Annotated in this window: 23 protein-coding genes and 1 pseudogene; 21 read left to right on the top strand and 3 right to left on the bottom strand. The window is 73.2% G+C overall.

The window, feature by feature from the left end; translation table 11 throughout:
- Nucleotides 1-96 precede the first annotated feature (96 nt).
- The 7 genes from glmS to tsaE all read left to right on the top strand — a co-directional run bounded on the left by glmS (nucleotide 97) and on the right by tsaE (nucleotide 7,394).
- Nucleotides 97-1,944: a glutamine--fructose-6-phosphate transaminase (isomerizing) gene (gene glmS / locus RLT58_RS14130; RefSeq protein ID WP_311310754.1), complete on the top strand. Its 1,848-nt coding sequence runs from the start codon at nucleotides 97-99 to the stop codon at nucleotides 1,942-1,944.
- Nucleotides 1,945-1,972: 28 nt separating this feature from the next.
- Nucleotides 1,973-2,341, top strand: a complete 369-nt coding sequence (locus tag RLT58_RS14125) for a holo-ACP synthase (RefSeq protein WP_311310753.1) — start codon at nucleotides 1,973-1,975, stop codon at nucleotides 2,339-2,341.
- A gap of 83 nt (nucleotides 2,342-2,424) precedes the next feature.
- Entirely contained in the window at nucleotides 2,425-3,897 is a 1,473-nt protein-coding gene (locus RLT58_RS14120; protein ID WP_311310752.1) for an NAD(P)H-hydrate dehydratase, read from the top strand.
- A 32-nt stretch (nucleotides 3,898-3,929) separates the two neighbouring features.
- Nucleotides 3,930-4,316 (top strand): DUF488 domain-containing protein, encoded by a 387-nt coding sequence (locus tag RLT58_RS14115; RefSeq protein WP_311310751.1) that lies wholly within the window; start codon nucleotides 3,930-3,932, stop codon nucleotides 4,314-4,316.
- Nucleotides 4,317-4,366: 50 nt separating this feature from the next.
- On the top strand, nucleotides 4,367-5,536 hold the full coding sequence (gene alr / locus RLT58_RS14110) for an alanine racemase (protein WP_311310750.1): 1,170 nt from the start codon (nucleotides 4,367-4,369) through the stop codon (nucleotides 5,534-5,536).
- A gap of 66 nt (nucleotides 5,537-5,602) precedes the next feature.
- A complete protein-coding gene (locus tag RLT58_RS14105) occupies nucleotides 5,603-6,862 on the top strand; it encodes an alpha/beta fold hydrolase (RefSeq protein WP_311310749.1) in 1,260 nt (419 codons plus the stop codon).
- On the top strand, nucleotides 6,831-7,394 hold the full coding sequence (gene tsaE / locus RLT58_RS14100; RefSeq protein WP_311310748.1) for a tRNA (adenosine(37)-N6)-threonylcarbamoyltransferase complex ATPase subunit type 1 TsaE: 564 nt from the start codon (nucleotides 6,831-6,833) through the stop codon (nucleotides 7,392-7,394). The genes RLT58_RS14105 and tsaE overlap by 32 nt, the downstream gene beginning before the upstream one ends.
- A 392-nt stretch (nucleotides 7,395-7,786) precedes the next feature.
- Here tsaE and RLT58_RS14095 read toward each other — a convergent pair whose 3' ends face one another.
- Nucleotides 7,787-8,323 carry a hypothetical protein gene (locus RLT58_RS14095; protein ID WP_311314517.1) on the bottom strand — a complete coding sequence of 179 codons (537 nt, stop codon included), beginning with the start codon at nucleotides 8,321-8,323 and terminating at the stop codon, nucleotides 7,787-7,789.
- A 219-nt stretch (nucleotides 8,324-8,542) separates the two neighbouring features.
- Here RLT58_RS14095 and tsaB point away from each other — a divergent pair, with 219 nt between their 5' ends.
- The 4 genes from tsaB to RLT58_RS14075 are packed head-to-tail and all read left to right on the top strand — an operon-like array spanning nucleotide 8,543 to nucleotide 11,083.
- A complete protein-coding gene (gene tsaB, locus RLT58_RS14090) occupies nucleotides 8,543-9,190 on the top strand; it encodes a tRNA (adenosine(37)-N6)-threonylcarbamoyltransferase complex dimerization subunit type 1 TsaB (RefSeq protein WP_311314516.1) in 648 nt (215 codons plus the stop codon).
- Nucleotides 9,187-9,714, top strand: coding sequence for a ribosomal protein S18-alanine N-acetyltransferase (rimI, locus tag RLT58_RS14085; protein WP_311310747.1), 528 nt, complete (start codon nucleotides 9,187-9,189; stop codon nucleotides 9,712-9,714). Before tsaB ends, rimI begins: the two co-directional genes overlap by 4 nt.
- The gene (gene tsaD / locus RLT58_RS14080; protein WP_311310746.1) at nucleotides 9,714-10,808 is read left to right on the top strand and encodes a tRNA (adenosine(37)-N6)-threonylcarbamoyltransferase complex transferase subunit TsaD; all 1,095 of its coding nucleotides are present in this window, start codon (nucleotides 9,714-9,716) and stop codon (nucleotides 10,806-10,808) included. Before rimI ends, tsaD begins: the two co-directional genes overlap by 1 nt.
- Nucleotides 10,805-11,083 (top strand): hypothetical protein, encoded by a 279-nt coding sequence (locus RLT58_RS14075; protein ID WP_311310745.1) that lies wholly within the window; start codon nucleotides 10,805-10,807, stop codon nucleotides 11,081-11,083. The genes tsaD and RLT58_RS14075 overlap by 4 nt, the downstream gene beginning before the upstream one ends.
- Here the strand turns inward: RLT58_RS14075 and RLT58_RS14070 are convergent.
- Nucleotides 11,028-11,735 (bottom strand): TetR/AcrR family transcriptional regulator, encoded by a 708-nt coding sequence (locus RLT58_RS14070; protein WP_311310744.1) that lies wholly within the window; start codon nucleotides 11,733-11,735, stop codon nucleotides 11,028-11,030. The two genes, RLT58_RS14075 and RLT58_RS14070, sit on opposite strands and share 56 nt — an antisense overlap.
- Nucleotides 11,736-11,870: 135 nt before the next feature.
- Between RLT58_RS14070 and RLT58_RS14065 the strand changes: the two genes are divergently transcribed.
- From RLT58_RS14065 to RLT58_RS14040, 6 genes and pseudogenes are all read left to right on the top strand, one after another.
- Nucleotides 11,871-13,361: an MFS transporter gene (locus tag RLT58_RS14065; protein ID WP_311314515.1), complete on the top strand. Its 1,491-nt coding sequence runs from the start codon at nucleotides 11,871-11,873 to the stop codon at nucleotides 13,359-13,361.
- A 41-nt stretch (nucleotides 13,362-13,402) separates the two neighbouring features.
- Complete coding sequence (locus tag RLT58_RS14060) at nucleotides 13,403-13,759, top strand: YciI family protein (RefSeq protein WP_311310743.1); 357 nt, start codon at nucleotides 13,403-13,405, stop codon at nucleotides 13,757-13,759.
- A gap of 78 nt (nucleotides 13,760-13,837) precedes the next feature.
- A pseudogene (locus RLT58_RS14055) lies at nucleotides 13,838-15,143 on the top strand (RNA polymerase sigma factor).
- A gap of 82 nt (nucleotides 15,144-15,225) precedes the next feature.
- A complete protein-coding gene (locus RLT58_RS14050; RefSeq protein ID WP_311310742.1) occupies nucleotides 15,226-15,699 on the top strand; it encodes a VOC family protein in 474 nt (157 codons plus the stop codon).
- Nucleotides 15,700-15,752: 53 nt separating this feature from the next.
- Complete coding sequence (locus RLT58_RS14045; protein ID WP_311310741.1) at nucleotides 15,753-16,421, top strand: hypothetical protein; 669 nt, start codon at nucleotides 15,753-15,755, stop codon at nucleotides 16,419-16,421.
- A gap of 51 nt (nucleotides 16,422-16,472) precedes the next feature.
- Nucleotides 16,473-16,838, top strand: coding sequence for a hypothetical protein (locus RLT58_RS14040; RefSeq protein WP_311310740.1), 366 nt, complete (start codon nucleotides 16,473-16,475; stop codon nucleotides 16,836-16,838).
- Nucleotides 16,839-16,845: 7 nt separating this feature from the next.
- Here RLT58_RS14040 and RLT58_RS14035 read toward each other — a convergent pair whose 3' ends face one another.
- Nucleotides 16,846-18,057: a class I SAM-dependent methyltransferase gene (locus RLT58_RS14035; protein ID WP_399131494.1), complete on the bottom strand. Its 1,212-nt coding sequence runs from the start codon at nucleotides 18,055-18,057 to the stop codon at nucleotides 16,846-16,848.
- A gap of 82 nt (nucleotides 18,058-18,139) precedes the next feature.
- Between RLT58_RS14035 and RLT58_RS14030 the strand changes: the two genes are divergently transcribed.
- The 4 genes from RLT58_RS14030 (at nucleotide 18,140) to groL (ending at nucleotide 21,795) form a co-directional block, all read left to right on the top strand.
- Nucleotides 18,140-19,156 (top strand): polysaccharide deacetylase family protein, encoded by a 1,017-nt coding sequence (locus RLT58_RS14030; RefSeq protein ID WP_311310738.1) that lies wholly within the window; start codon nucleotides 18,140-18,142, stop codon nucleotides 19,154-19,156.
- Nucleotides 19,153-19,485, top strand: a complete 333-nt coding sequence (locus RLT58_RS14025; RefSeq protein WP_311314752.1) for a hypothetical protein — start codon at nucleotides 19,153-19,155, stop codon at nucleotides 19,483-19,485. Before RLT58_RS14030 ends, RLT58_RS14025 begins: the two co-directional genes overlap by 4 nt.
- Before the next feature lie 276 nt (nucleotides 19,486-19,761).
- Nucleotides 19,762-20,070, top strand: a complete 309-nt coding sequence (gene groES / locus RLT58_RS14020) for a co-chaperone GroES (RefSeq protein WP_018101172.1) — start codon at nucleotides 19,762-19,764, stop codon at nucleotides 20,068-20,070.
- 102 nt (nucleotides 20,071-20,172) lie between these two features.
- Nucleotides 20,173-21,795: a chaperonin GroEL gene (groL, locus tag RLT58_RS14015; protein ID WP_311310737.1), complete on the top strand. Its 1,623-nt coding sequence runs from the start codon at nucleotides 20,173-20,175 to the stop codon at nucleotides 21,793-21,795.
- Nucleotides 21,796-21,841: the final 46 nt, after the last annotated feature.

Raw genomic sequence — 21,841 nt, 5'->3', positions numbered from 1 at the left:
GTTCCGATGCGCCAGGTGGGCTTGATTTGGCGGGAAATAGGGCGGTTTTCTGCGACTATGCGATGAACGGGGGGCGGCGACCAGGAGAGGGACGTTATGTGCGGGATCGTGGGTTACGTCGGTGGGCAGTCGGCGCAGGACGTCGTCGTCGCGGGCCTCAAGCGGCTGGAGTACCGGGGGTACGACTCCGCCGGCATCGCGGTCCTCGCCGACGGCGGGCTGGCCTCGGCCAAGAAGGCCGGGAAGCTCGTCAACCTGGAGAAGGCCCTGAGCGAGCGGCCGCTGCCCGCCGGCGGCGCCGGGATCGGGCACACCCGGTGGGCCACCCACGGCGGGCCCACCGACGTCAACGCCCACCCGCACCTCGACAACGCCGGCCGCGTCGCCGTCGTCCACAACGGGATCATCGAGAACTTCGCCGCCCTGCGCGCCGAACTCGGCGAGCGCGGCCACGACCTGGTCTCCGAGACCGACACCGAGGCCGTCGCCCACCTCCTCGCCGAGGCGTACTCGCAGAGCGGGGACCCGGCCGAGGCCATGCGGCAGGTGTGCCGGCGGCTCGAAGGGGCGTTCACGCTCGTCGCGGTGTTCGCCGACGCGCCCGACGTCGTGGTCGGCGCCCGGCGCAACTCGCCGCTCGTCGTCGGGGTGGGGGAGGACGAGGCCTTCCTCGCCTCCGACGTCGCCGCGTTCATCGCGCACACCCGGTCCGCGGTCGAGCTCGGCCAGGACCAGGTGGTGGAGCTGCGGCGGGAGGGCGTCGTGGTCACCGGGTTCGACGGGGAGCCCGCCGAGGTGCGCGCGTACCACGTGGACTGGGACGCGTCCGCCGCGGAAAAGGGCGGCTACGCCTCGTTCATGCTCAAGGAGATCGCCGAGCAGCCCAAGGCCGTCACCGACACCCTCCTCGGCCGGATCGACCCGGAGGGCACGCTCCACCTCGACGAGGTGCGGATCTCGCCGGGGGAGCTGCGCGAGGTCGACAAGGTGGTCATCGTCGCCTGCGGGACCGCGTTCCACGCCGGGATGATCGCCAAGTACGCCATCGAGCACTGGACCCGGCTGCCCTGCGAGACCGAACTCGCCAGCGAGTTCCGCTACCGGGACCCGATCCTGGACCCGCACACCCTCGTCGTCGCCATCTCGCAGTCCGGCGAGACGATGGACACCCTGATGGCGCTGCGGCACGCCCGCGAGCAGGGCGCGAAGGTCCTCGCCATCTGCAACACCAACGGCTCGACGATCCCGCGCGAGTCCGACGCGGTGCTCTACACGCACGCCGGGCCCGAGGTCGCCGTCGCCTCCACCAAGGCATTCCTGACCCAGCTCGTGGCCTGCTACCTCGTCGCGCTCTACCTCGGCCAGATCCGGGGGACCAAGTGGGGCGACGAGATCCGTACCGTCATCCGCCAGCTCTCCGAGATCTCCGGCTCGGTCGGCCGGGTCCTGGAGACCATGGAGCCGGTACGGGAGCTGGCCCGGTCGCTCGCCGGGCACGACACCGTGCTCTTCCTCGGCCGGCACGTCGGCTACCCGGTCGCGCTGGAAGGCGCGTTGAAGCTCAAGGAACTCGCGTACATGCACGCCGAGGGGTTCGCCGCAGGCGAGCTCAAGCACGGGCCGATCGCGCTGATCGAGGACGGGATGCCGGTCGTCGTGGTGGTGCCGTCCCCGGCCGGGCGCTCGGTGCTGCACGGCAAGATCGTGTCGAACATCCAGGAGATCCGGGCCCGCGGCGCCCTCACCGTCGTCATCGCAGAGGAGGGCGACGAGGAGGTCGTCCCGTACGCCGACCACCTCATCCGGATCCCCGCAACGCCTACGCTGCTTCAGCCGCTGGTCGCCACCGTGCCGTTGCAGGTCTTCGCCTGCGAACTGGCGACGGCCCGGGGCAACGAGGTGGACCAGCCGCGCAACCTGGCGAAGTCCGTCACCGTGGAGTGAGCCGTGAGCGAGCAGTGAGGGTGGGTACGTGATCATCGGGGTCGGGATCGATGTGGCGGAGATCGAACGGTTCGACGCGGCGCTGAAGCGGACACCGCAGATGGCCGCGCGCCTGTTCCTGGAGCAGGAGCTGCTGCTGCCCGGCGGCGAGCGGCGCGGCATCGCCTCGCTGGCGGCCAGGTTCGCCGCCAAGGAGGCCCTGGCCAAGGCGCTCGGCGCGCCCGGCGGGCTGCTGTGGACGGACGCCGAGGTGTACGTCGAGGAGTCCGGGCAGCCCCGGCTGCGGGTGAGCGGCACGGTCGCCGCACGCGCCGCAGCCCTGGGCGTCCGGCAGTGGCACGTCTCGCTCAGCCATGACGCGGGCGTCGCCTCGGCGGTCGTGATCGCCGAGGGCTGAGCCGGGGATCGGCCCCCGCTCCCGCGCGGGCCGGCGGGCGCCGAGCCGGGGCGCGGGCCGCCGTTCCCGCATACGTTGGACCCATGCGTACCGCTTACAGCGTCTCGACCGTACGGGCCGCCGAACAGGCCCTGATGTCACGGCTTCCGGAGGGTGCGCTGATGCAGCGCGCCGCCGCCGGGCTCGCCGCCGCCTGCGCCGATCTGCTGCGGCGCGGCGGCCGGGTCTACGGCTCCCGGGTCGTCCTCCTCGTCGGCAGCGGCGACAACGGGGGCGACGCCCTGTACGCGGGCGCCCGGCTCGCCCGGCGCGGCGCGGGCGTGGTGGCCGTACGGGTCTCGCCCGGCCGGGCCCACGAGGGCGGCAGCGCGGCGCTGCGCGCGGCGGGCGGGCGGGTCGTGGACGCCGGTGACGTCACCCCGGACACGCACCGCGACTGGGGCGGGCACATCGACCTCGTCGTCGACGCCGTCACGGGCATCGGCGGGCGCGGCGGGCTGCGGCCGGAGGCGGCCGCGCTCGTGGAGCGGTACACGGCCCACCCCGTGCCCGTCGTCGCCGTCGACCTGCCGAGCGGCGTCGAGGCCGACACCGGCGAGGTGCGGGGGGACGCGGTGCGCGCGGACGCGACGGTCACCTTCGGCGCGTACAAGCCGGCGCTGCTCGTCGACCCCGCCGCCGAACGGGCCGGCGCGCTGCACCTCGTCGACATCGGGCTCGGTGCCGAACTCCCGGACGTGCCCGAGCTGGAGGCGCTCCAGTACGCGGACGTCGCAGCCCTGCTGCCCGTCCCCTCCGCCGAGAGCGACAAGTACCGGCGCGGGGTCGTCGGCATCGTCGCCGGCTCCGCGCGCTACCCGGGCGCGGCGGTGCTGGCCGTCTCCGGGGCGCTGCGCGGCGGCGCGGGGGCCGTGCGGTACGTCGGGCCCGGCGGCGACGCCGTCATCGCGAGCCATCCGGAGACCCTGGTCCACGCGGGCCCGCCGTCGAGGGCCGGGCGGGTACAGGCGTGGGTCGTCGGGCCAGGGCTCGGCGACGGCACGGACGCCGTGGACGCGGTCTCCGACGTGCTGGCCGCCGAGGTGCCGGTGCTGGTCGACGCGGACGGGCTGCGGCTGCTGGACGCGGACGCCGTCCAGGCCCGCACCGCCCCGACCGTCCTCACCCCGCACGCCGGGGAGGCCGCCGCGCTGCTCGGCGTCGCGCGCGAGGAGGTCGAGGCGGGGCGGCTCGCCGCTGTACGCGAACTGGCCTCCCGCTTCCGGGCCACGGTCCTGCTCAAGGGCTCGACGACCCTGGTCGCCGCGGACACCCCGCGCACACCGGTGCGGGTCAACCCCACCGGCACCTCCTGGCTGGCCACCGCCGGCAGCGGTGACGTGCTCTCCGGGCTGACGGGCTCGCTGCTGGCCGCGGGCCTCGCCCCGCGCGACGCCGCCTCGGTCGGCGCCTATCTGCACGGGCTGGCGGCCCGGCACGCCTCGGACGGCTCCGCGGTCGCCGCACAGGACGTGGCCGGGGCCATCGCGGCGGCGTGGCGGGACGTACGGGCCTGAGCGATCCTGGAGGCGGCGAGAGGGGACGGCCCGTGAGCGGCACCGACGGCCTGCGCGTCCGCAGGGTGTACGACCCCCGGGAGAACGGCGACGGCACCCGCGTCCTGGTGGACCGGCTGTGGCCGCGCGGGGTGTCCAGGGAGCGGGCCGCGATCGACCGCTGGCTCAAGGACATCACCCCCTCGGACGAGCTGCGCTCCTGGTACCACGGGGACCGTTCGGAGACCCGGTACGACAGCTTCGTGGACCGCTACCGCGCCGAGCTGGCCGACCCGGCGCACACGGCGGCCGTGGACGAGCTGGTGCGGCTGGTGCGCGACGGCGGGCCGGTGACGCTGGTCACGGCGGTCAAGGACGTCCCGCACAGCCATGTCCCGGTCCTCGTCGACCAGGTGGAACACGTCCTCAACCACGGCTGACGCGCCCCGCCGGACGGGTCCGCGCGCACGGCTCTGAGACACTGGGCGCGATGAACGAGACAGCGTCCTTGAGAGCCCGTGCCGAGATCGACCTCGCCGCACTCCGCGCCAACGTGCGCGTTCTGCGTGCCCGGGCCGCCGGCGCGCAACTCATGGCCGTGGTCAAATCCGACGCCTACGGGCACGGCGCGGTGCCCTGCGCGCACGCCGCGCTCGAAGCCGGCGCCACCTGGCTGGGCACCGCCACCCCGCAGGAGGCGCTCGCCCTGCGCGCGGCCGGGCTCGGTGGCCGGGTGATGTGCTGGCTGTGGACGCCCGGCGGGCCGTGGCGCGAGGCGATCGAGGCCGACATCGACGTGTCGGTCAGCGGCCTGTGGGCGCTCACCGAGGCCACTGCGGCGGCGGCGGATGCGGGCCGGCCCGCCCGTATCCAGCTCAAGGCCGACACGGGCCTGGGGCGCAACGGCTGCCAGCCCGCCGACTGGCCCGAACTGGTCGCCGCCGCCCGGGCCGCCGAGCAGGCGGGCACCGCCCGGATCACCGGCCTGTGGTCCCATTTCGCCTGCGCCGACGAGCCCGGCCACCCCTCGATCACCGCCCAGCTGAACACCTTCCGCGACATGGTGGCGTACGCGGAGAAGGCCGGCGTCGAGCCCGAGGTGCGGCACATCGCCAACTCCCCGGCGACACTGACGGTCCCCGAGTCGCACTTCGACCTCGTACGGACCGGGATCGCCATGTACGGCATCTCGCCCAGCCCCGAGCTGGGCACCTCCGCCGACTTCGGGCTGCGGCCGGTGATGACGCTGTCCGCGTCCGTCGCCCTGGTCAAGCACGTCCCGGCCGGGCACGGCATCAGCTACGGGCACCACTACACGACGTCCAAGGAGACCACCCTCGGCCTGGTGCCCCTGGGGTACGCGGACGGCGTCCCGCGCCACGCGTCCGGCACCGGCCCGGTGCTGGTCGGCGGGGTCCGGCGGACGGTCGCGGGCCGGGTGGCCATGGACCAGTTCGTCGTCGATCTCGACGGGGACGAGCTGCCGGTCGGCAGCGAGGCGGTGCTGTTCGGACCCGGCGACCGGGGCGAGCCGACCGCCGAGGACTGGGCGCGGGCGGCGGGCACGATCGCGTACGAGATCGTCACCCGGATCAGCGGCCGGGTGCCGCGCGTCCACCGGGACGGCACGACACCGGACGGCGCCTCGGCCGGGTCGTGACCGGGAAGCGCCCCTGACCAGGCACGATCTGACGGACATGAGACGACCGACGAGGAGCGCGGCACGGTGAGCGAGATCAGCGCAGGTGAGTCGGTGGCGGCGGCCGCTTCGGCGGCCGGCTGGCGCCGGGCGGGCATCGCCGGCGCCGCCATAGGCGTGATCGCCGCGGGCGCGGCCGCCGGGGTCGCGGTGGAGCGGCTGACGGTCGGCCGGGGCATGCGCAAGCGGGCCCGGCTGGCGCTGGACGCCACCGGACCGTACGGCTCGCTGCGCGGGCTGCCCGGCCGGGCCACCGCCGACGACGGCACCGAGCTGTACTACGAGGTCGACGAGGTCGATCCCGGCAGCGGCACCGGGACGGGCGGTACGGCCGCCGGCGCCGCCTCCGGTCCCCGCCGGCGCCGGCTCTTCGGGCGCAAGGCCCCGGCCCCGGTGACCGTCGTCTTCAGCCATGGCTACTGCCTCAGCCAGGACTCCTGGCACTTCCAGCGGGCCGCCCTGCGCGGCATCGTGCGCACCGTCCACTGGGACCAGCGCAGCCACGGCCGCTCCGAGCGCGGCCGGGCCCAGGCGCGCGCCGGGGGCGGGGTGCCGGTCGGCATCGACCAGCTGGGCCGCGACCTCAAGGCCGTGATCGACGCGGCGGCGCCCGAGGGCCCGCTCGTGCTGGTCGGGCACTCCATGGGCGGCATGACGATCATGGCGCTCGCCGACCGCTACCCCGAGCTGATCCGCGACCGGGTCGCCGCGGTCGCGCTCGTCGGCACGTCGAGCGGGAAGCTCAACGAGGTCAGCTTCGGGCTGCCGGTGGCCGGGGTGAACGCGGTGCGCCGGGTGCTGCCCGGGGTGCTGAAGGCGCTCGGCTCGCAGGCGGAGCTGGTGGAGCGGGGCAGGCGGGCGACCGCGGACCTCTTCGCCGGGCTGATCAAGCGGTACTCGTTCGGCTCGCGGGACGTGGACCCGGCGGTCGAGCGGTTCGCGGAGCGGCTCATCGAGTCCACACCGATCGATGTGGTCGCGGAGTTCTACCCGGCCTTCGCCGAGCACGACAAGAGCGCGGCCCTGCCCCTGTTCCGCGATGTCCCGGTGCTGATCCTGGCCGGTGACAAGGACCTGGTGACCCCCAGCTCGCACAGCGAGGCCATCGCGGACCAGCTGCCGGACGCGGAACTGGTCATCGTCCCGGACGCCGGCCATCTGGTGATGCTGGAGCACCCGGAGACCGTGACCGACCGGCTCGCGGACCTGCTGGTGCGGGCCGGAGCCGTACCGGAGTCCTCTAACGTTGGCGGGCATGGAAGCACCGCACAACAGCCCGGCGGCTGAGCCCGCCGCGTACGAGGCCGCGCCCGGCACCGTCACCGTCGCCCTGGCCGTCGAGTCCCCCGAACAGATGCAGGCCCTGGGCCGCCGGATCGCCTCCGTGCTGCGCCCCGGGGACCTCGTGATGCTCACCGGCGAGCTGGGGGCCGGGAAGACGACCCTGACCCGGGGCCTCGGCGAGGGCCTCGGGGTCCGGGGCGCGGTCACCTCGCCCACGTTCGTGATCGCCCGCGTCCACCCCTCGCTCTCCGGCGGACCGGCGCTGGTCCATGTCGACGCCTACCGACTGGGCGGCGGGCTCGACGAGATGGAGGACCTGGACCTCGATGTGTCGCTGCCGGAGTCGGTGGTCGTCGTCGAGTGGGGCGACGGCAAGGTCGAGGAGCTGTCGGACGACCGGCTCCAGGTGCTGATCGACCGTGCGGTCGGCGACACGGACGACGAGCGGCGCACGGTGACGCTGGTGGGCGTGGGCGCCCGCTGGGCGGGGCTGCGGTCGGACTCGTGGGCGCCCTGGGACGCGACGGGGGTCTGAGGGAGCCTGTTTCCGACGCGGTGTCGGCAAAATGTTGCGCGGGGCGGGGCAAGCGTGGTGACATGGAGGACGAGAGCCGGTTAGGTCTACCTAACTATGCCTTCCACCGGAGCCTCAGGAGGCGTCCATGCCGACATCCGAGCGAGAAGTGCGGCCGTCGCCGGCGGCCGTGACGATGCGGGAGCTGCTGGCCGCGGGGGCGGCGGCGAGTGCGGTCTCCACCCCGCCCCGGCGCGTTGCGGCGCCTGCGCCGCGTGAGGGGTCGGCGCAGAAGCGGGGTTGATGCCCGGGGGCGAGTGCGGGCCGTTGCCGGCGCCGTCAAAGATGTCCTCAATCGCCGGACGGGCTTGATTTTCGCGGGCTCGACGGGCTGATTCTGCGGGCTCGAACCGCTACGGGACCACGACGACCTTGACGCCCACCGTGGCGAACGTCCAGATCGCGTTGCCGTCCTCGCGGCTCATGCGGACGCCGCCCGCCTTCAGGGTCGGGTCCGGGCTCTCCAGTGAGCCGTCCTGGGCCGCGCTGAAGCCGATCGCCACGTCGTTCGTCGTCGCGAACCGCACCACGTGCTCGATCGGCACCCCGTCCGAGCCCGTCACCTTTCCGGAGCGCGAGGTCACCTGATAGGTGCCCGGCAGGGCGTGGACCGCGCTCGGCATGACCTTGAAGGTCCGGGTGGACTTGCCCTTGGCGTCGACCAGCCACACCCGGCGGTCGCCCAGCGCGTACACGACGCGCATGCCGTGGCCGGACGCGGCGGGGACGGCGAGAGGGTCCTTCTTCGGCTTCGGCTTGGCGTGGCCGCCCGTCGCGGGCGCGCTGCTGGACGCCTTCGGCTTGGCGCCGAGGCGGTCAGGGGCGTTCGCCGACGCCTGGTAGGCCAGGAAGCCGACCGCGGCGAGGGCCGCCGCGGTGAGCGCGGCCACGATTCCCGAGCTGCCCCTTGCCACCGTGCGTGCCTCTTTCGCCGTCGTGTGCCGTCATGGCGCGGAACGTGCCGCGCGCCGTATGTCGTACAAGCGTTTACACGTACTCCGCGTATACCCGGTGACGGTAGCAGCCGCGGCCCCCCGTCCCGGGACGCCGGACGGGGCGCCGTTTCCGCCGCGCCGGAGCCGTAGGCTGTTTGCGTGCTCTTGCTCGCTATGGATACCGCCACCCCCGCCGTCACCGTCGCCCTGCACGACGGGACCCGCGTCGTCGCCGAGTCCGGTCAGGTCGACGCCCGCCGGCACGGGGAGCTGCTGCTGCCCGCCGTCGACCGTGTGCTCGCCGAGGCCGGGGTGAAGCTCGACGCCGTGACGGGCGTGGTCGTGGGCGTCGGCCCCGGCCCGTACACCGGGCTGCGCGTCGGACTGGTGACGGCCGCGACATTCGGCTCGGTGCTCTCCGTGCCCGTGCACGGGCTGTGCACCCTGGACGGTCTCGCGTACGCCGCCGGGCAGGCGGGCGTCGAGGGCCCGTTCGCCGTCGCGACGGACGCCCGCCGCAAGGAGGTGTACTGGGCGCGCTACGAGGACGCCCGCACCCATACCGGTGAACCCTCCGTCGACCGGCCCGCCGACATCGCCGCACAGCTCGAAGGGCTCCCCGTCGTCGGGGCGGGCGCGGTGCTCTACCCCGACGCCTTCCCGGACGCGCGCGGGCCCGAGCACGTCGCCGCCGGTGCGCTCGCCGCGCTGGCCGCCGAACGCCTCGCGGCGGGCGGCGAGCTGCTGCCGCCGCAGCCGCTCTACCTCCGCAGGCCCGACGCGCAGGTCCCGAAGAACTACAAGGTGGTCACGCCGAAGTGACCGCCACGACCGCAGTGCTGCGCGAGATGCGCTGGTGGGACATCGACGCGGTGCTCGACCTGGAGCACGAGCTGTTCCCGGACGACGCCTGGTCGGCCGGGATGTTCTGGTCCGAGCTGGCGCACGCCCGCGGCCCGCAGGCGACCCGCCGCTATGTGGTCGCCGAGGACCCGGTCAGCGGGCGGATCGTCGGGTACGCGGGCCTCGCGGCGGCCGGTGACCTCGCCGACGTCCAGACGATCGGGGTCACCCGCGACCACTGGGGCGGCGGGCTCGGCTCGGAGCTGCTGACCGATCTGCTCAAGCACGCCACGGCCTTCGAGTGCGCCGAGGTGCTGCTGGAGGTCCGGGTCGACAACACCCGGGCGCAGAAGCTGTACGAACGCTTCGGCTTCGAACCGATCGGCTTCCGGCGCGGCTACTACCAGCCGGGCAACATCGACGCACTCGTCATGCGCCTCCATGTACACGAAGACGTACACGAAGACGTACAAGGGCACGTACAGGAAACAGAGACTGACTGATGGCTGACGAACCGCTCGTACTCGGCATCGAGACCTCCTGCGACGAAACCGGCGTCGGCATCGTCCGGGGGACGACGCTGCTCGCCGACGCCGTCGCGTCCAGCGTCGACACGCACGCCCGCTTCGGCGGGGTCGTCCCGGAGATCGCCTCGCGCGCGCATCTGGAGGCGATGGTCCCCACCATCGAGCGCGCGCTGAAGGAGGCCGGGGTCAGCGGCCGGGACCTCGACGGCATCGCCGTCACGGCGGGCCCCGGGCTCGCCGGCGCCCTGCTCGTCGGCGTCTCGGCGGCCAAGGCGTACGCCTACGTGCTGAACAAGCCGCTCTACGGGGTCAACCACCTCGCCTCGCACATCTGCGTCGACCAGCTGGAGCACGGCCCGCTGCCCGAGCCGACGATGGCACTGCTGGTCAGCGGCGGACACTCCTCGCTGCTGCTCGCGCCCGACATCACCGCCGACGTACGGCCGCTGGGCGCGACCATCGACGACGCGGCCGGCGAGGCCTTCGACAAGATCGCCCGGGTGCTGGACCTGGGCTTCCCCGGCGGCCCGGTCATCGACCGGCTCGCCAAGGAGGGCGATCCGAAGGCCATCGCGTTCCCGCGCGGTCTGAGCGGCTCGCGCGACCCGGCCTACGACTTCTCCTTCTCCGGCCTGAAGACCTCGGTGGCCCGCTGGATCGAGGCGAAGCGCGCGGCGGGCGAGGAGGTGCCGGTACGGGATGTGGCGGCGTCCTTCCAGGAGGCCGTGGTGGACGTGCTCACCCGCAAGGCCGTGCGCGCCTGCAAGGACGAGGGCGTCGACCACCTGATGATCGGCGGCGGTGTCGCGGCCAACTCCCGGCTGCGGGCGCTGGCCCAGGAGCGCTGCGAGAAGGCCGGCATCCGGCTGCGCGTGCCGCGTCCGGGCCTGTGCACCGACAACGGGGCGATGGTCGCCGCGCTGGGCGCCGAGATGGTGGCCAGGAACCGCGCCGCCTCCGACCTGGAGCTGTCGGCGGACTCCTCGCTGCCGGTGACCGAGCCCCATGTCCCCGGCGCCCACGACCACGACCATGTGCACGAGGTCAGCAAGGACAACCTGTACTCATGAGCGGGACGACCGTCGCCCTGATGTGGGAGGCCCGCGCCACCGAGGGCCGGGGCGCCGAGCTGCTGGAGTGGGCCCGCGCCCGCGCCGGCGAGCTGGCCCGGCCGCCGCTGCGCAGCGAGCTGCTGCGCGCCCCGCAGGACCGGGTCCTGGTCATCACCTGGTGGCAGGGGGCGTACGGCGACGAGCTGCCGGAGCTGCCCGAGCCGGACGCGGGGATCGTCACCCGGCCGGTGCACCGCTGGCGTTTCGAGTCCCTCGGGCCAGCAGACCGGTGATGATCGCGTCGAGTTCGTCCGCCACCTCGTAGTCGGCGGCGTACGCCCGCCAGTCGTCCTTGATCGCGGTGAGGCGGGGCAGCTGTGCCGCGTCCTGCTCCGTGACCATCTCCGGGAAGTACCGCGCGGACGGCGGGTGCTCGGCGCGGCGCTCGGCCGCCCGGCGGAAGACCAGGTCGCCGTAGACGTAGCTCCAGATCGTCCGGTAGGCGCGTACCGCCTGGGCGGGGGAGAGGCCGCAGGCCATCGCGCAGTCGATGATCTCCTCGACCATCCACAGCGCCTCCTTGTCGGTGAGCTCGCCCAGCGCCAGGACGTCGAGCACCCAGGGGAGCCGGGCGAGGATCCCGTGCATGTGCGCCGCCACGGCGAGCAGCCGCGCGCGCGGCTCGGCGGGCAGCTCGGGGCGCGGGAAGGTGGCCGCCGTCCCGGACAGGGTGAGCATCAGCAGCTCGTCCTTGTCCTGCACGTAGTGGTAGAGCGCCATCGGCGTGGAGCCGAGCTCCTTGGCGACCCTGCGCATGCTCAGGGCGGCCACGCCCTCCTCCTCGATGATCCGGCGCGCGGTGGCGACCATCGCGTCCGGGTCGAGCCTGCGCGGCCGTCCCACGGATCGCTTCGCCGCCGGAGTCTTCTTCCCGTTCCCTGACACCCGGGCATTGTCTCCCGTCCCTCCCCGCCCGGTGGGTCCGCACCTCCTCGCGCTTATTTTCTATACGCGTATAGTAATGGCTCGACCGAGTGACCGCGAGGGAAGGGGAAGACCGTGGACGACCGCTCACGGCACATGCGCCGGCTGCTGGTGGTGTCGCTCACCGTGCAGTTCATGGTGGCGCTGGACATGTCCGTGGTGAACGTGGCGCTGCCCGACATGCGCGCCGGGCTCGGCTTCACACCGGAGGGGCTGCTGTGGGTCGTCAACGCCTACGCGCTCGCCTTCGGCGGACTGCTGATGCTCGGCGGACGCCTCGGCGACCTGCTCGGCAGCCGCCCCGTCCTGATCACCGGCCTGGTGCTCTTCGGCACGGCGAGCCTGGCCGGCGGCCTCGCCCAGTCGCCCGGCGTGCTGATCGCCGCCCGCGCGGTGCAGGGGGCCGGGGCCGCCGCGCTCGCCCCGGTCGCCTTCGCGCTCATCGCCCTGGCCTTCCCGGCCGGACCGGAACGCTCCCGCGCGCTCGGGCTGTGGGGCATGGCGGGCGCGGCGGGCGGCGCGGCCGGGGTGCTGGCCGGCGGGTTGCTCACCGATGCGGCGGGCTGGCGGGCCGTGATGCTGGTCAACGTGCCGATCGTCGCCTTCGCCCTGGTCGCGGCCCTGCGCACCGGACCGGCCGCGCGCACCCCGGCCGCGACCGGCGCCCGGCTCGACGTGACCGGGGCGCTGCTCGCCACCGGCGGGACGACCCTGCTGGTCCTCGGGCTCGTCGGCACCGCGACGCACCCGTGGGGTTCGGCCAGGACCGTCGGCGTCCTCGCGGCGGCGGCCGTGCTGCTCGCCGCCTTCGTCGCCGTGGAACACCGCACCGCGTCGCCGCTGCTGCGGCCCGGCCTGCTGAAGGGGCGCCCGGTGCTCACGGCCAACCTGTTCTGCCTGCTGCTCAGCTCCGGGCAGTTCGCCTCGTTCTACTTCGTCTCGCTCTGCCTCCAGCAGGTGCTCGGATACGGGCCGACCGCCGCCGGGGCCGCCTTCCTGCCGTTCTGCGTGGGCGTCGTCGCCGGTTCGGTGATCGCCACCCGTACGGTCGCCCGGCTCGGCACCCGGCGGCTGCTGGCGGCCGGCGGCGCCCTGGCCGCCCTCGGCTTCGCCGGTTTCGCGGCCACCGCGCGGGTCGACGGCACCTTCCTCACCTTCGTCCTCGGGCCGTCCCTGGTCGCCTCCGTCGGCATCGGCATGTGCTTCGTCCCGCTCGGCACGGCGGCCACCACCGGGGTCGCGCCCGGCGAGACCGGCATGGCCTCCGGGCTGCTCAACAGCTCCCGGCAGGTGGGCGGCTCGCTGGGACTCGCGGTCCTGGTGACCGCCGCCGCGCAGGTCACCGGCGGATCGGACCGGCGGACCGACCTGGTCGCCGGCTACGCGACGGCCTTCTGGGCGGCGGCCGGACTGCTCGCCGCGGGCGCGCTGGCGGCGCTGCTCCTGCTGCCCCGCGACCCCGCCACCGGCCCCGCGGACCCCTCCGGAACGGACGCGGGGGGCCTTGCGGTGGCCGGTCCGGAAGATTCTCAGAAGAATTCCGTGGGAGGTGTCGATCCGGCCGTGCCCCGTTCGACGCAAGGGTGAGAGGCGGGGAGAGCCCCCGTCCTTCCGACCGAGGAGTCACCATGCCGCGCTTCATGTCACTCATCCGCATCGACGAGCAGGCCGCCGCCTCCTTCGAGCCCGACCCCGGCTTCGACGAGCGGGTGACCGCGCTGTTCGAGGAGTTCGACAAGGCGGGAGTGGTGCTGGACACGGCCGGCCTCACGCCGACCGAGCGGGGCACCCGGGTCCACTGGACCGGCGGAGAGCTCAGCTACACCGACGGGCCCTTCACCGAGACCAAGGAGGTCGTCGGCGGATACGCCATCCTCCAGTGCAAGGACAGGGAGGAGGCCCTGGAGTGGACCCGGCGGTTCCTCCGGATCCACCCGGAGAGCTGGAGCGTCACCTGCGAGATCCGGGCCATCGATGAGTCCTGAGCCAGGGCCTTTCGTTCGGATCAGGCCGGGCCCGGCCGCGCTTGCCCGGGCCCGGCACGGCTGCTCTGATGGGTGGCCGTGACGACAGCGAGCGCGGTTGAGGCGGTATTCCGGATCGAGTCCGCGCGGATCATCGCCGGTGTCGCCCGGATCGTGCGGGACGTGGGCATCGCCGAGGAACTGGCGCAGGACGCGCTGGTCGCCGCACTGGAGCAGTGGCCGGAGTCGGGCGTCCCGGACAACCCGGGTGCCTGGCTCATGGCCACGGCCCGGCACCGCGCCATCGACCTCGTGCGCCGCCGCGAGACGTACGCCCGCAAGCTCGCCGAGATGGGCCGCGACCTCGACGGCGTCTCGACCGCGCCGGAACCCGCCGACGCCGACCCCGACCGCATCGACGACGACCTGCTCCGGCTGATCTTCACCGCCTGCCATCCGGTGCTCTCCACCGACGCCCGGATCGCCCTCACCCTGCGGCTCCTCGGCGGCCTCACCACCGCGGAGATCGCCCGCGCCTTCCTCACCACCGAACCGGCCGTCGCCGAGGGGGTACCTCCCATGCGTCAAGCCATGGGGGAGCACCGTCCGGGCCAAGCGCTCGCTGGGCCGGGCCGGCGTCCCCTTCGAGGTGCCGTACGGCCCCGAGCGCGCGGCCCGCCTCGGCTCGGTGCTCGAAGTGATCTACCTCGTCTTCAACGAGGGGTACGCGGCGACCGCCGGCGACGACTGGCTGCGCCCGGCGCTCTGCGAGGACGCGCTGCGCCTGGCCCGGGTGCTGGCCGGGCTGATGCCCCAGGAGTCCGAGGTGCACGCCCTGGCCGCCCTGCTGGAGCTCCAGGCGTCCCGCACCGCCGCCAGGACCGGCCCGGACGGCACCCCGGTGCTGCTCGCGGACCAGAACCGGGCCCGCTGGGACCGGCTGCTGATCCGCCGTGGCTTCGCGGCCCTGATCCGGGCCACGGAGACGGCGAAGCAGACGGCTGCGCAGGCCGCACCGGAGACCGGCGAGCCGCTCGGTCCGTACGCCCTCCAGGCCGCCATCGCCGCCTGTCACGCCCGCGCGGCGCGCTACGAGGACACCGACTGGGCCGCCATCACCGCGCTCTACGACCGCCTCGCCGCCCTCACCCCGTCACCGGTCGTCGAGCTCAACCGCGCCGTCGCCGTCTCCATGTCCGAGGGCCCGGCGGCGGCGCTCGTCCTGGTCGACGCGCTGGCCGCCGACCCCGCCCTCAAGGGCTACCACTTGCTGCCGAGCGTGCGCGGGGATCTCCTGGAGCGCATGGGACGTACCGACGAGGCGCGCGCCGCATTCGTACGGGCGGCGGAACTGACCCGCAACGAGCGGGAGAGGGCGATGCTCCTGGACCGCGCCGGCCGATGAGTTCCGGCCACGGCGGCGGCCTACCCTGCACGGCATTTCGCACCACCGGGTGGTTCGCGCCACCGAGAGTGAGGAGACGGTCATGCAGAAGGTCACCACGTTCCTGTGGTTCGACGACAACCAGGCCGAGGAGGCGGCGGACCACTACATCTCCGTCATCGGCGGCGACTCGCGCGTCCTGGAGGTGACCCGCTGGACCGAGGCCGGACCGGGCGAGGCGGGCTCGGTGATGACCGTACGGTTCCAGCTGGACGGTACGGAGTACATCGCGTTCAACGGCGGCCCCGCCGGGTTCTCCTTCGACGAGTCCGTCTCGCTCTCCGTCGACTGCGCCTCGCAGGAGGAGGCGGACGAGCTGTGGGACCGGCTCACGGCGGACGGCGGCCAGGAGAGCCAGTGCGGCTGGCTCAAGGACAGGTTCGGAGTCTCCTGGCAGATCATCCCGCCCGGCCTCGGCGGGGCCCTGACCGACCCGGACCCGGAGAAGGCGGCCCGCGCCATGAAGGCGATGCTCGGCATGAAGCGCCTCGACATCGAGGCCCTGCGCAACGCCTGAGCGGGCCCGGGCCCCGGGCGGAGGCGTCGCGCGCGCTCGATAGGGTCTGGCCCATGTCGCCCCGTTCAGAGCTGCCGCCGCCCCCGCCGCCCGTGGAGATACGCGCCTGGCCCGACCGGGGAGCGCTGCTCGCCGACCGGGCCGCCGTCCTGGGCGAGTTGGTGAGGACACACATCGGTCCGGGCCGGCTGGGGCTGCTGTGGCTGTGGGGTGCGCTGGGTGCGCTCGGCTGGTCGCTGATCGGCACGGCGTTCATCACCTTCGAGGAGTCCTACGACTTCGTCGGCGCGATCGTCGGCGTGGTCATGATCGCCATGGGCGCCTGCGCGCTGGTGCCCGCGATCGTCCTCGTCGTCATCGGCCTGCGCCGGGACGTGCGGATCCGCCGACTCCTCGTGGAGTGGGGCGCGCTGGACCGTGACCCGGCGGGCGACACCGCCCTGCGGCAGCCCGGCGTCAGCCTCTGCTTGCTGCTCGGCTCCTTCGTCCTCTGCGCGGTCGGCCTCTACGCCTGCGTCGTCGTGCCGGCGGGCGCCGTCCGGGGCCATGACACCTACGGCCTGATGGCCCTGATCATGGGCCTCGGCCTCCTCTGCTGGCTCGTCGGTCTCATCGGCGTCGTCAAGGCCTTCTGGCACCGGCGTTGGGTCCTGCGGGTACTGATCGGCGCGAGCGCGCCCGAGCCGCTCATCTCCTCCTCCGGCGGCGGCGCCCACCGCTGACCCCGGCCCTATCCTTGGCGGGTACACGGTGATTCAGGGGGAGGGCGTTTCATGGAGTGGTACTGGTGGGTGCTCATCATCTTCTGGACGGGCGGCTTCGGCTGGCTCGCCGACAACGTCCGTACGGCGCTGCGCAACCGGCACACCCGCAGGCTGGAACTGCTGGAGGCCGAACGGCGGGAACGGCTCGCGCTCGAAGCGGCGAACCGGCCGCCCGAGCCCGTCTGCGGCTGTACGCACCACACCGCCAAGCATGACAAGCAGGGCAAGTGCCACGAGCGGATCGAGGTGCCGACCGCCTGGGACGAACAGAAGAAGCCGGTCCGCTTCGAGGCGGGGCAGTGCAACTGCCAGCAGTACGTGGGCCCGCAGCCGCTCTCGCAGGTGTACGCGGACGAGCTGACGGACCTCGCCTAGGGCGTGTCTACCGGTGGCCGGCCTCCGGGCCGGTCACCGGCCGGCCGACCAGCATGGTCGGCGCGTCCGCGACCCGGGTCAGGAAGACCGTGGCCGCGTTCGGCCCCTGGAGCTTCATCTTCCGGCGCAGTTCCTCCGGTTCGACCGCCGAACCGCGCTTCTTGACCGTCAGGACGCCGACCTTCCGCTCCCGCAGCAGCGCCTTCAGCCGCTTCACGTTGAACGGCAGCTGATCGGTGATCTCGTACCCGGCGGTGTACGGGGAGTCGTACAGCTCGTCGCTCGTGACGTACGCGATCATCTCGTCGATCAGCCGGCCGCGGCAGCGCCCGACGATGTCGGCGACCAGATGCGCCCTGATCACCGCGCCGTCCGGCTCGTACAGATAGCGGCCGACCGGGCCCACCGGCGGGGCCGGCAGCGCGGCCGGGGCGGACAGGGTCGCGCCCGAGGGGAGCAGCGTGGCGCGGAAGGAGCCCGCCTCGAAGCCCTCGCCGAACCAGAGCACCGCCTCCTTCACATCGCCGCCGTCCGAGATCCACTCGGCCTCCGCCCGGGGCCCGATCGCCTCGTGCGGGATGCCCGGGGCGATCTTCAGCGCGGCCCTGGGCGCCTTCAGCGCGGCGGCGGTCGCCCAGGACAGCGGCGGTGAGTAGGCCTCCGGGTCGAAGATGCGGCCGCGGCCGCCCCGGCGGGCCGGGTCGACGAAGACCGCGTCACAGGGCGAGGTGTCGATCTCGGTGACATCGGCGCACCGCACCTCGATCAGCCCGTCGAGCCCGAGCGCGGCGGCATTGGCCCGGGCCACCTCGGCGGTCAGCGGGTCGCGGTCCACGGCGAGGACGGAGATCCCGGCGCGGGCCAGTGCGATGGCGTCGCCGCCGATCCCGCAGCAGAGGTCGGCGACGCTGCGCACCCCGGCGGCCGCGAACCGGCCGGCCCGGTGGCCGGCCACCGAGGCACGGGTGGCCTGCTCGACCCCGTTGGGCGTGAAGAACATCCGGTACGCGTCCTCGGCGCCGAACTTCGCGACCGCCCGCTGCCGCAGCCGGGCCTGTCCCAGCGCCGCCGAGACGAGGGCGGCCGGGTGGGTGCGGCGCAGCCGGGTGGCGGTGGCGAGCTCCGTCGCCGGGTCGTACGACCGCAGTCCGGCCAGCAGCCCTTCGCCCTCCGGGGTGCGCAGGGCCAGGAAGTCATCGAGTGCGTTCACCTGCCCCATTGTGAGCCAGCCGGGGGACCGTGCGGGTCCGGCGGCGGTGTCGGGCCGGGAGCCCGATCGCGTACTGGCAGGATGCGGCGCCATGCAGCCAGTACGACAAAAGGAAGAATTGGCCATGAACAGGCGCAGACCGGATGCGGTGACGGGCGGAGCGGTACGGACCGGGCGGCGGCGGGGTCATCTGCGGCGCCGGCCGGGATTCACGGTCCTTTCCGTGCTCCTGCTGGCCGCCGTCGGCTCCGGCTGCGCGGCCGGGACCGACGCCTCGGACACCGGGCGCGCGGCGAAGGCGCAGGCCGGAGCCCCGGGCGCGCAGGCCGAGGCCGCCGCCGGGGCGCTGGGCACCCGCGCGGCCCAGGAGGAGCGGGCCCGCCTCGCCCGGGCGGCCCGCGCGGTCGCCGCCAAGAAGTGGGGCCTGGCGAGCACCCCCCTCACGGCACCGCTGCCGCCCGCCGTGAAGCCGCACATCACCACCCGCAAGGGCTTCGAGGTCGAGGGCGGCGACGCCTCGCTGCCGCCCGTCTTCACCACCGTCCCCACCAAGGACAAGGTCGTCTTCCTGACGATGGACGACGGTGACGACAAGGACCCCGAGCTCCTGAAGATGATGTCGGAGCTGAACATCCCGTACAGCGCCTTCCTCAGCGACTACCTGGTGCGCGACAACTACGCGTACTTCAAGGACGCCGAGGCCCGGGGTGTCACGCTCAACAACCACACGCTCAACCACCGTTACATGCCCGGCCTGTCCTACGCCGAGCAGAAGCGGGAGATCTGCGACCAGCAGGACATCCTGGAGAAGCAGTACGGCAAGCGGCCCCGGCTCTTCAGGCCGCCGTACGGCAACTACAACGGCGACACCCTGCGGATCGCCAAGTCCTGCGGGATCACCGCCGTGCCCCTCTGGTCGGCCGAGGCGTTCCCCGACCACATGGAGTGGCGCGAGGAGGACCAGGACCTGCACCCCGGCGACATCATCCTCACCCACTTCCGCGGCAAGAAGGACTGGAAGGGCAGCATGCCCGACCTGATCCGGTCCGTCATGAAGGTCGTCACGGACAAGGGCTACGCCGTGGCCCGGCTGGAGGACTACGTATGACAGGCGCGCACCGGCTGCTGGCCGGGCTGCTGGCGGCCGGTGCGCTCCTGACCGCCACCACCGGCTGCGCACAGTCGGTGGACCCGATCGAACGCCTGGGCCGCAAGGCCGCGCAGCGGGTGGACCGGCGGCCCAGCGCTCCGGCCGCCGTGCGCCCGGCGGCGGTGCGCGGCGACCACGGGGCGCCCGGGGCGATGGTCGTCGTCGCCTGCGGCCGGGCCCGGCACCCCGGGAACGCGCGGCCGGTCTCCCCGCCGGTGCGCCGCTGGCCGGACCGGCCCGGACCGCGCTCCGGGGAGCGTGCGGACACGGGGTGCGGTCGCCCCTGACGTGCGCAGCGGCCCATGGAACGCCGCGGCGCCCTGCGGCGTTCTCCCTGCGGCGGGTCGCCGGGAGAGGCGAACCCGCCGCCACGAGGGGCGTCAATTGGCACTCCGCTTGACCGAGTGCTAATCGCGGTCATAGTCTCAGTGCTGGCACTCCCCACTGGAGAGTGCCAGCAGTACTGTGCGACCGGCAGGTCCGGCACCCGCGACGACGGGCCCACCTGGTCGCCACCCCAAGACTGTTAACCCCGTGAGATCTCCGAAGGGGGAGACCGGATCGTGTCGACCGCCAGCTCCAAGGTTGCGATCAAGCCGCTCGAGGACCGCATTGTGGTCCAGCCGCTCGACGCCGAGCAGACCACGGCCTCCGGCCTGGTTATTCCGGACACCGCCAAGGAGAAGCCCCAGGAGGGCGTCGTCCTGGCCGTGGGCCCGGGCCGCTTCGAGAACGGCGAGCGCCTGCCGCTCGACGTCAAGACCGGCGATGTCGTGCTGTACAGCAAGTACGGCGGCACCGAGGTGAAGTACAACGGCGAGGAGTACCTCGTCCTCTCGGCTCGCGACGTGCTCGCGATCATCGAGAAGTAATTCACCCACGTTTGCTTCTGTTCTGCGCCCCTGGCCCCCTGCGAAATCACTAGCCGGGCGGCGAGGGGCGCAGTTCTTGTTTTGAGAGGACAGTTCAGCTCCATGGCGAAGATCCTGAAGTTCGACGAGGACGCCCGTCGCGCCCTCGAGCGCGGCGTCAACAAGCTTGCCGACACGGTGAAGGTGACGATCGGTCCCAAGGGCCGCAACGTCGTCATCGACAAGAAGTTCGGTGCTCCCACCATCACCAACGACGGTGTCACCATCGCGCGCGAGGTCGAGCTGGACGACCCGTACGAGAACCTCGGTGCCCAGCTGGTGAAGGAGGTGGCGACCAAGACCAACGACGTAGCGGGTGACGGTACGACCACCGCCACCGTCCTGGCCCAGGCGCTCGTCCGCGAGGGCCTGCGCAACGTGGCCGCGGGCGCGTCCCCGGCCGCCCTGAAGAAGGGCATCGACGCCGCGGTCAAGGCCGTGTCCGAGGAGCTCCTCGCGACCGCCCGCCCGATCGACGACAAGTCCGACATCGCCGCCGTGGCCGCGCTCTCCGCGCAGGACACCCAGGTCGGCGAGCTCATCGCGGACGCGATGGACAAGGTCGGCAAGGACGGTGTCATCACCGTCGAGGAGTCCAACACCTTCGGTCTGGACCTCGACTTCACCGAGGGCATGGCCTTCGACAAGGGTTACCTGTCGCCGTACATGGTGACCGACCAGGAGCGTATGGAGGCCGTCCTCGACGACCCGTACATCCTGATCCACCAGGGCAAGATCGGCTCGATCCAGGAGCTGCTTCCGCTCCTGGAGAAGGTCATCCAGGCCGGTGGCTCCAAGCCGCTGCTGATCATCGCCGAGGACGTCGAGGGCGAGGCCCTGTCGACCCTGGTCGTCAACAAGATCCGCGGCACCTTCAACGCCGTCGCGGTGAAGGCCCCGGGCTTCGGTGACCGCCGCAAGGCCATGCTCGGCGACATCGCCACCCTCACCGGTGCGACCGTCATCGCCGAGGAGGTCGGCCTCAAGCTCGACCAGGCCGGTCTGGACGTGCTGGGCACCGCCCGCCGTGTGACCGTCTCCAAGGACGACACCACCATCGTCGACGGTGGCGGCAAGTCCGACGAGGTCGCCGGCCGGGTCAACCAGATCAAGGCCGAGATCGACGCCACCGACTCCGACTGGGACCGCGAGAAGCTCCAGGAGCGTCTGGCGAAGCTGGCCGGCGGTGTCTGCGTGATCCGCGTCGGTGCGGCCACCGAGGTGGAGCTCAAGGAGAAGAAGCACCGTCTGGAGGACGCCATCTCCGCGACCCGCGCCGCGGTCGAGGAGGGCATCGTCTCCGGTGGTGGCTCCGCTCTGGTCCACGCCGTCAAGGTCCTCGAGGGCAACCTCGGCAAGACCGGCGACGAGGCCACGGGTGTCGCGGTCGTGCGCCGCGCCGCCGTCGAGCCGCTCCGCTGGATCGCGGAGAACGCCGGTCTCGAGGGCTACGTCATCACCTCGAAGGTCTCCGAGCTCGACAAGGGTCAGGGCTTCAACGCCGCGACCGGCGAGTACGGCGACCTGGTGAAGGCCGGCGTCATCGACCCGGTCAAGGTCACCCGCTCCGCGCTGGAGAACGCCGCGTCGATCGCGTCGCTGCTGCTCACGACCGAGACGCTGGTCGTCGAGAAGCCGGCCGAGGAAGAGCCGGAGGCCGGTCACGGTCACGGCCACTCGCACTAGCGTGTAGCTTCCCGCGCCAGCGGCGAGGCCCGGTACCCCTGCGGGG

It is taken from the genome of Streptomyces sp. ITFR-16, from assembly GCF_031844705.1.
Taxonomy (GTDB): Bacteria; Actinomycetota; Actinomycetes; order Streptomycetales; family Streptomycetaceae; genus Streptomyces.
This window is presented reverse-complemented; position numbering and strand designations above follow the sequence as displayed.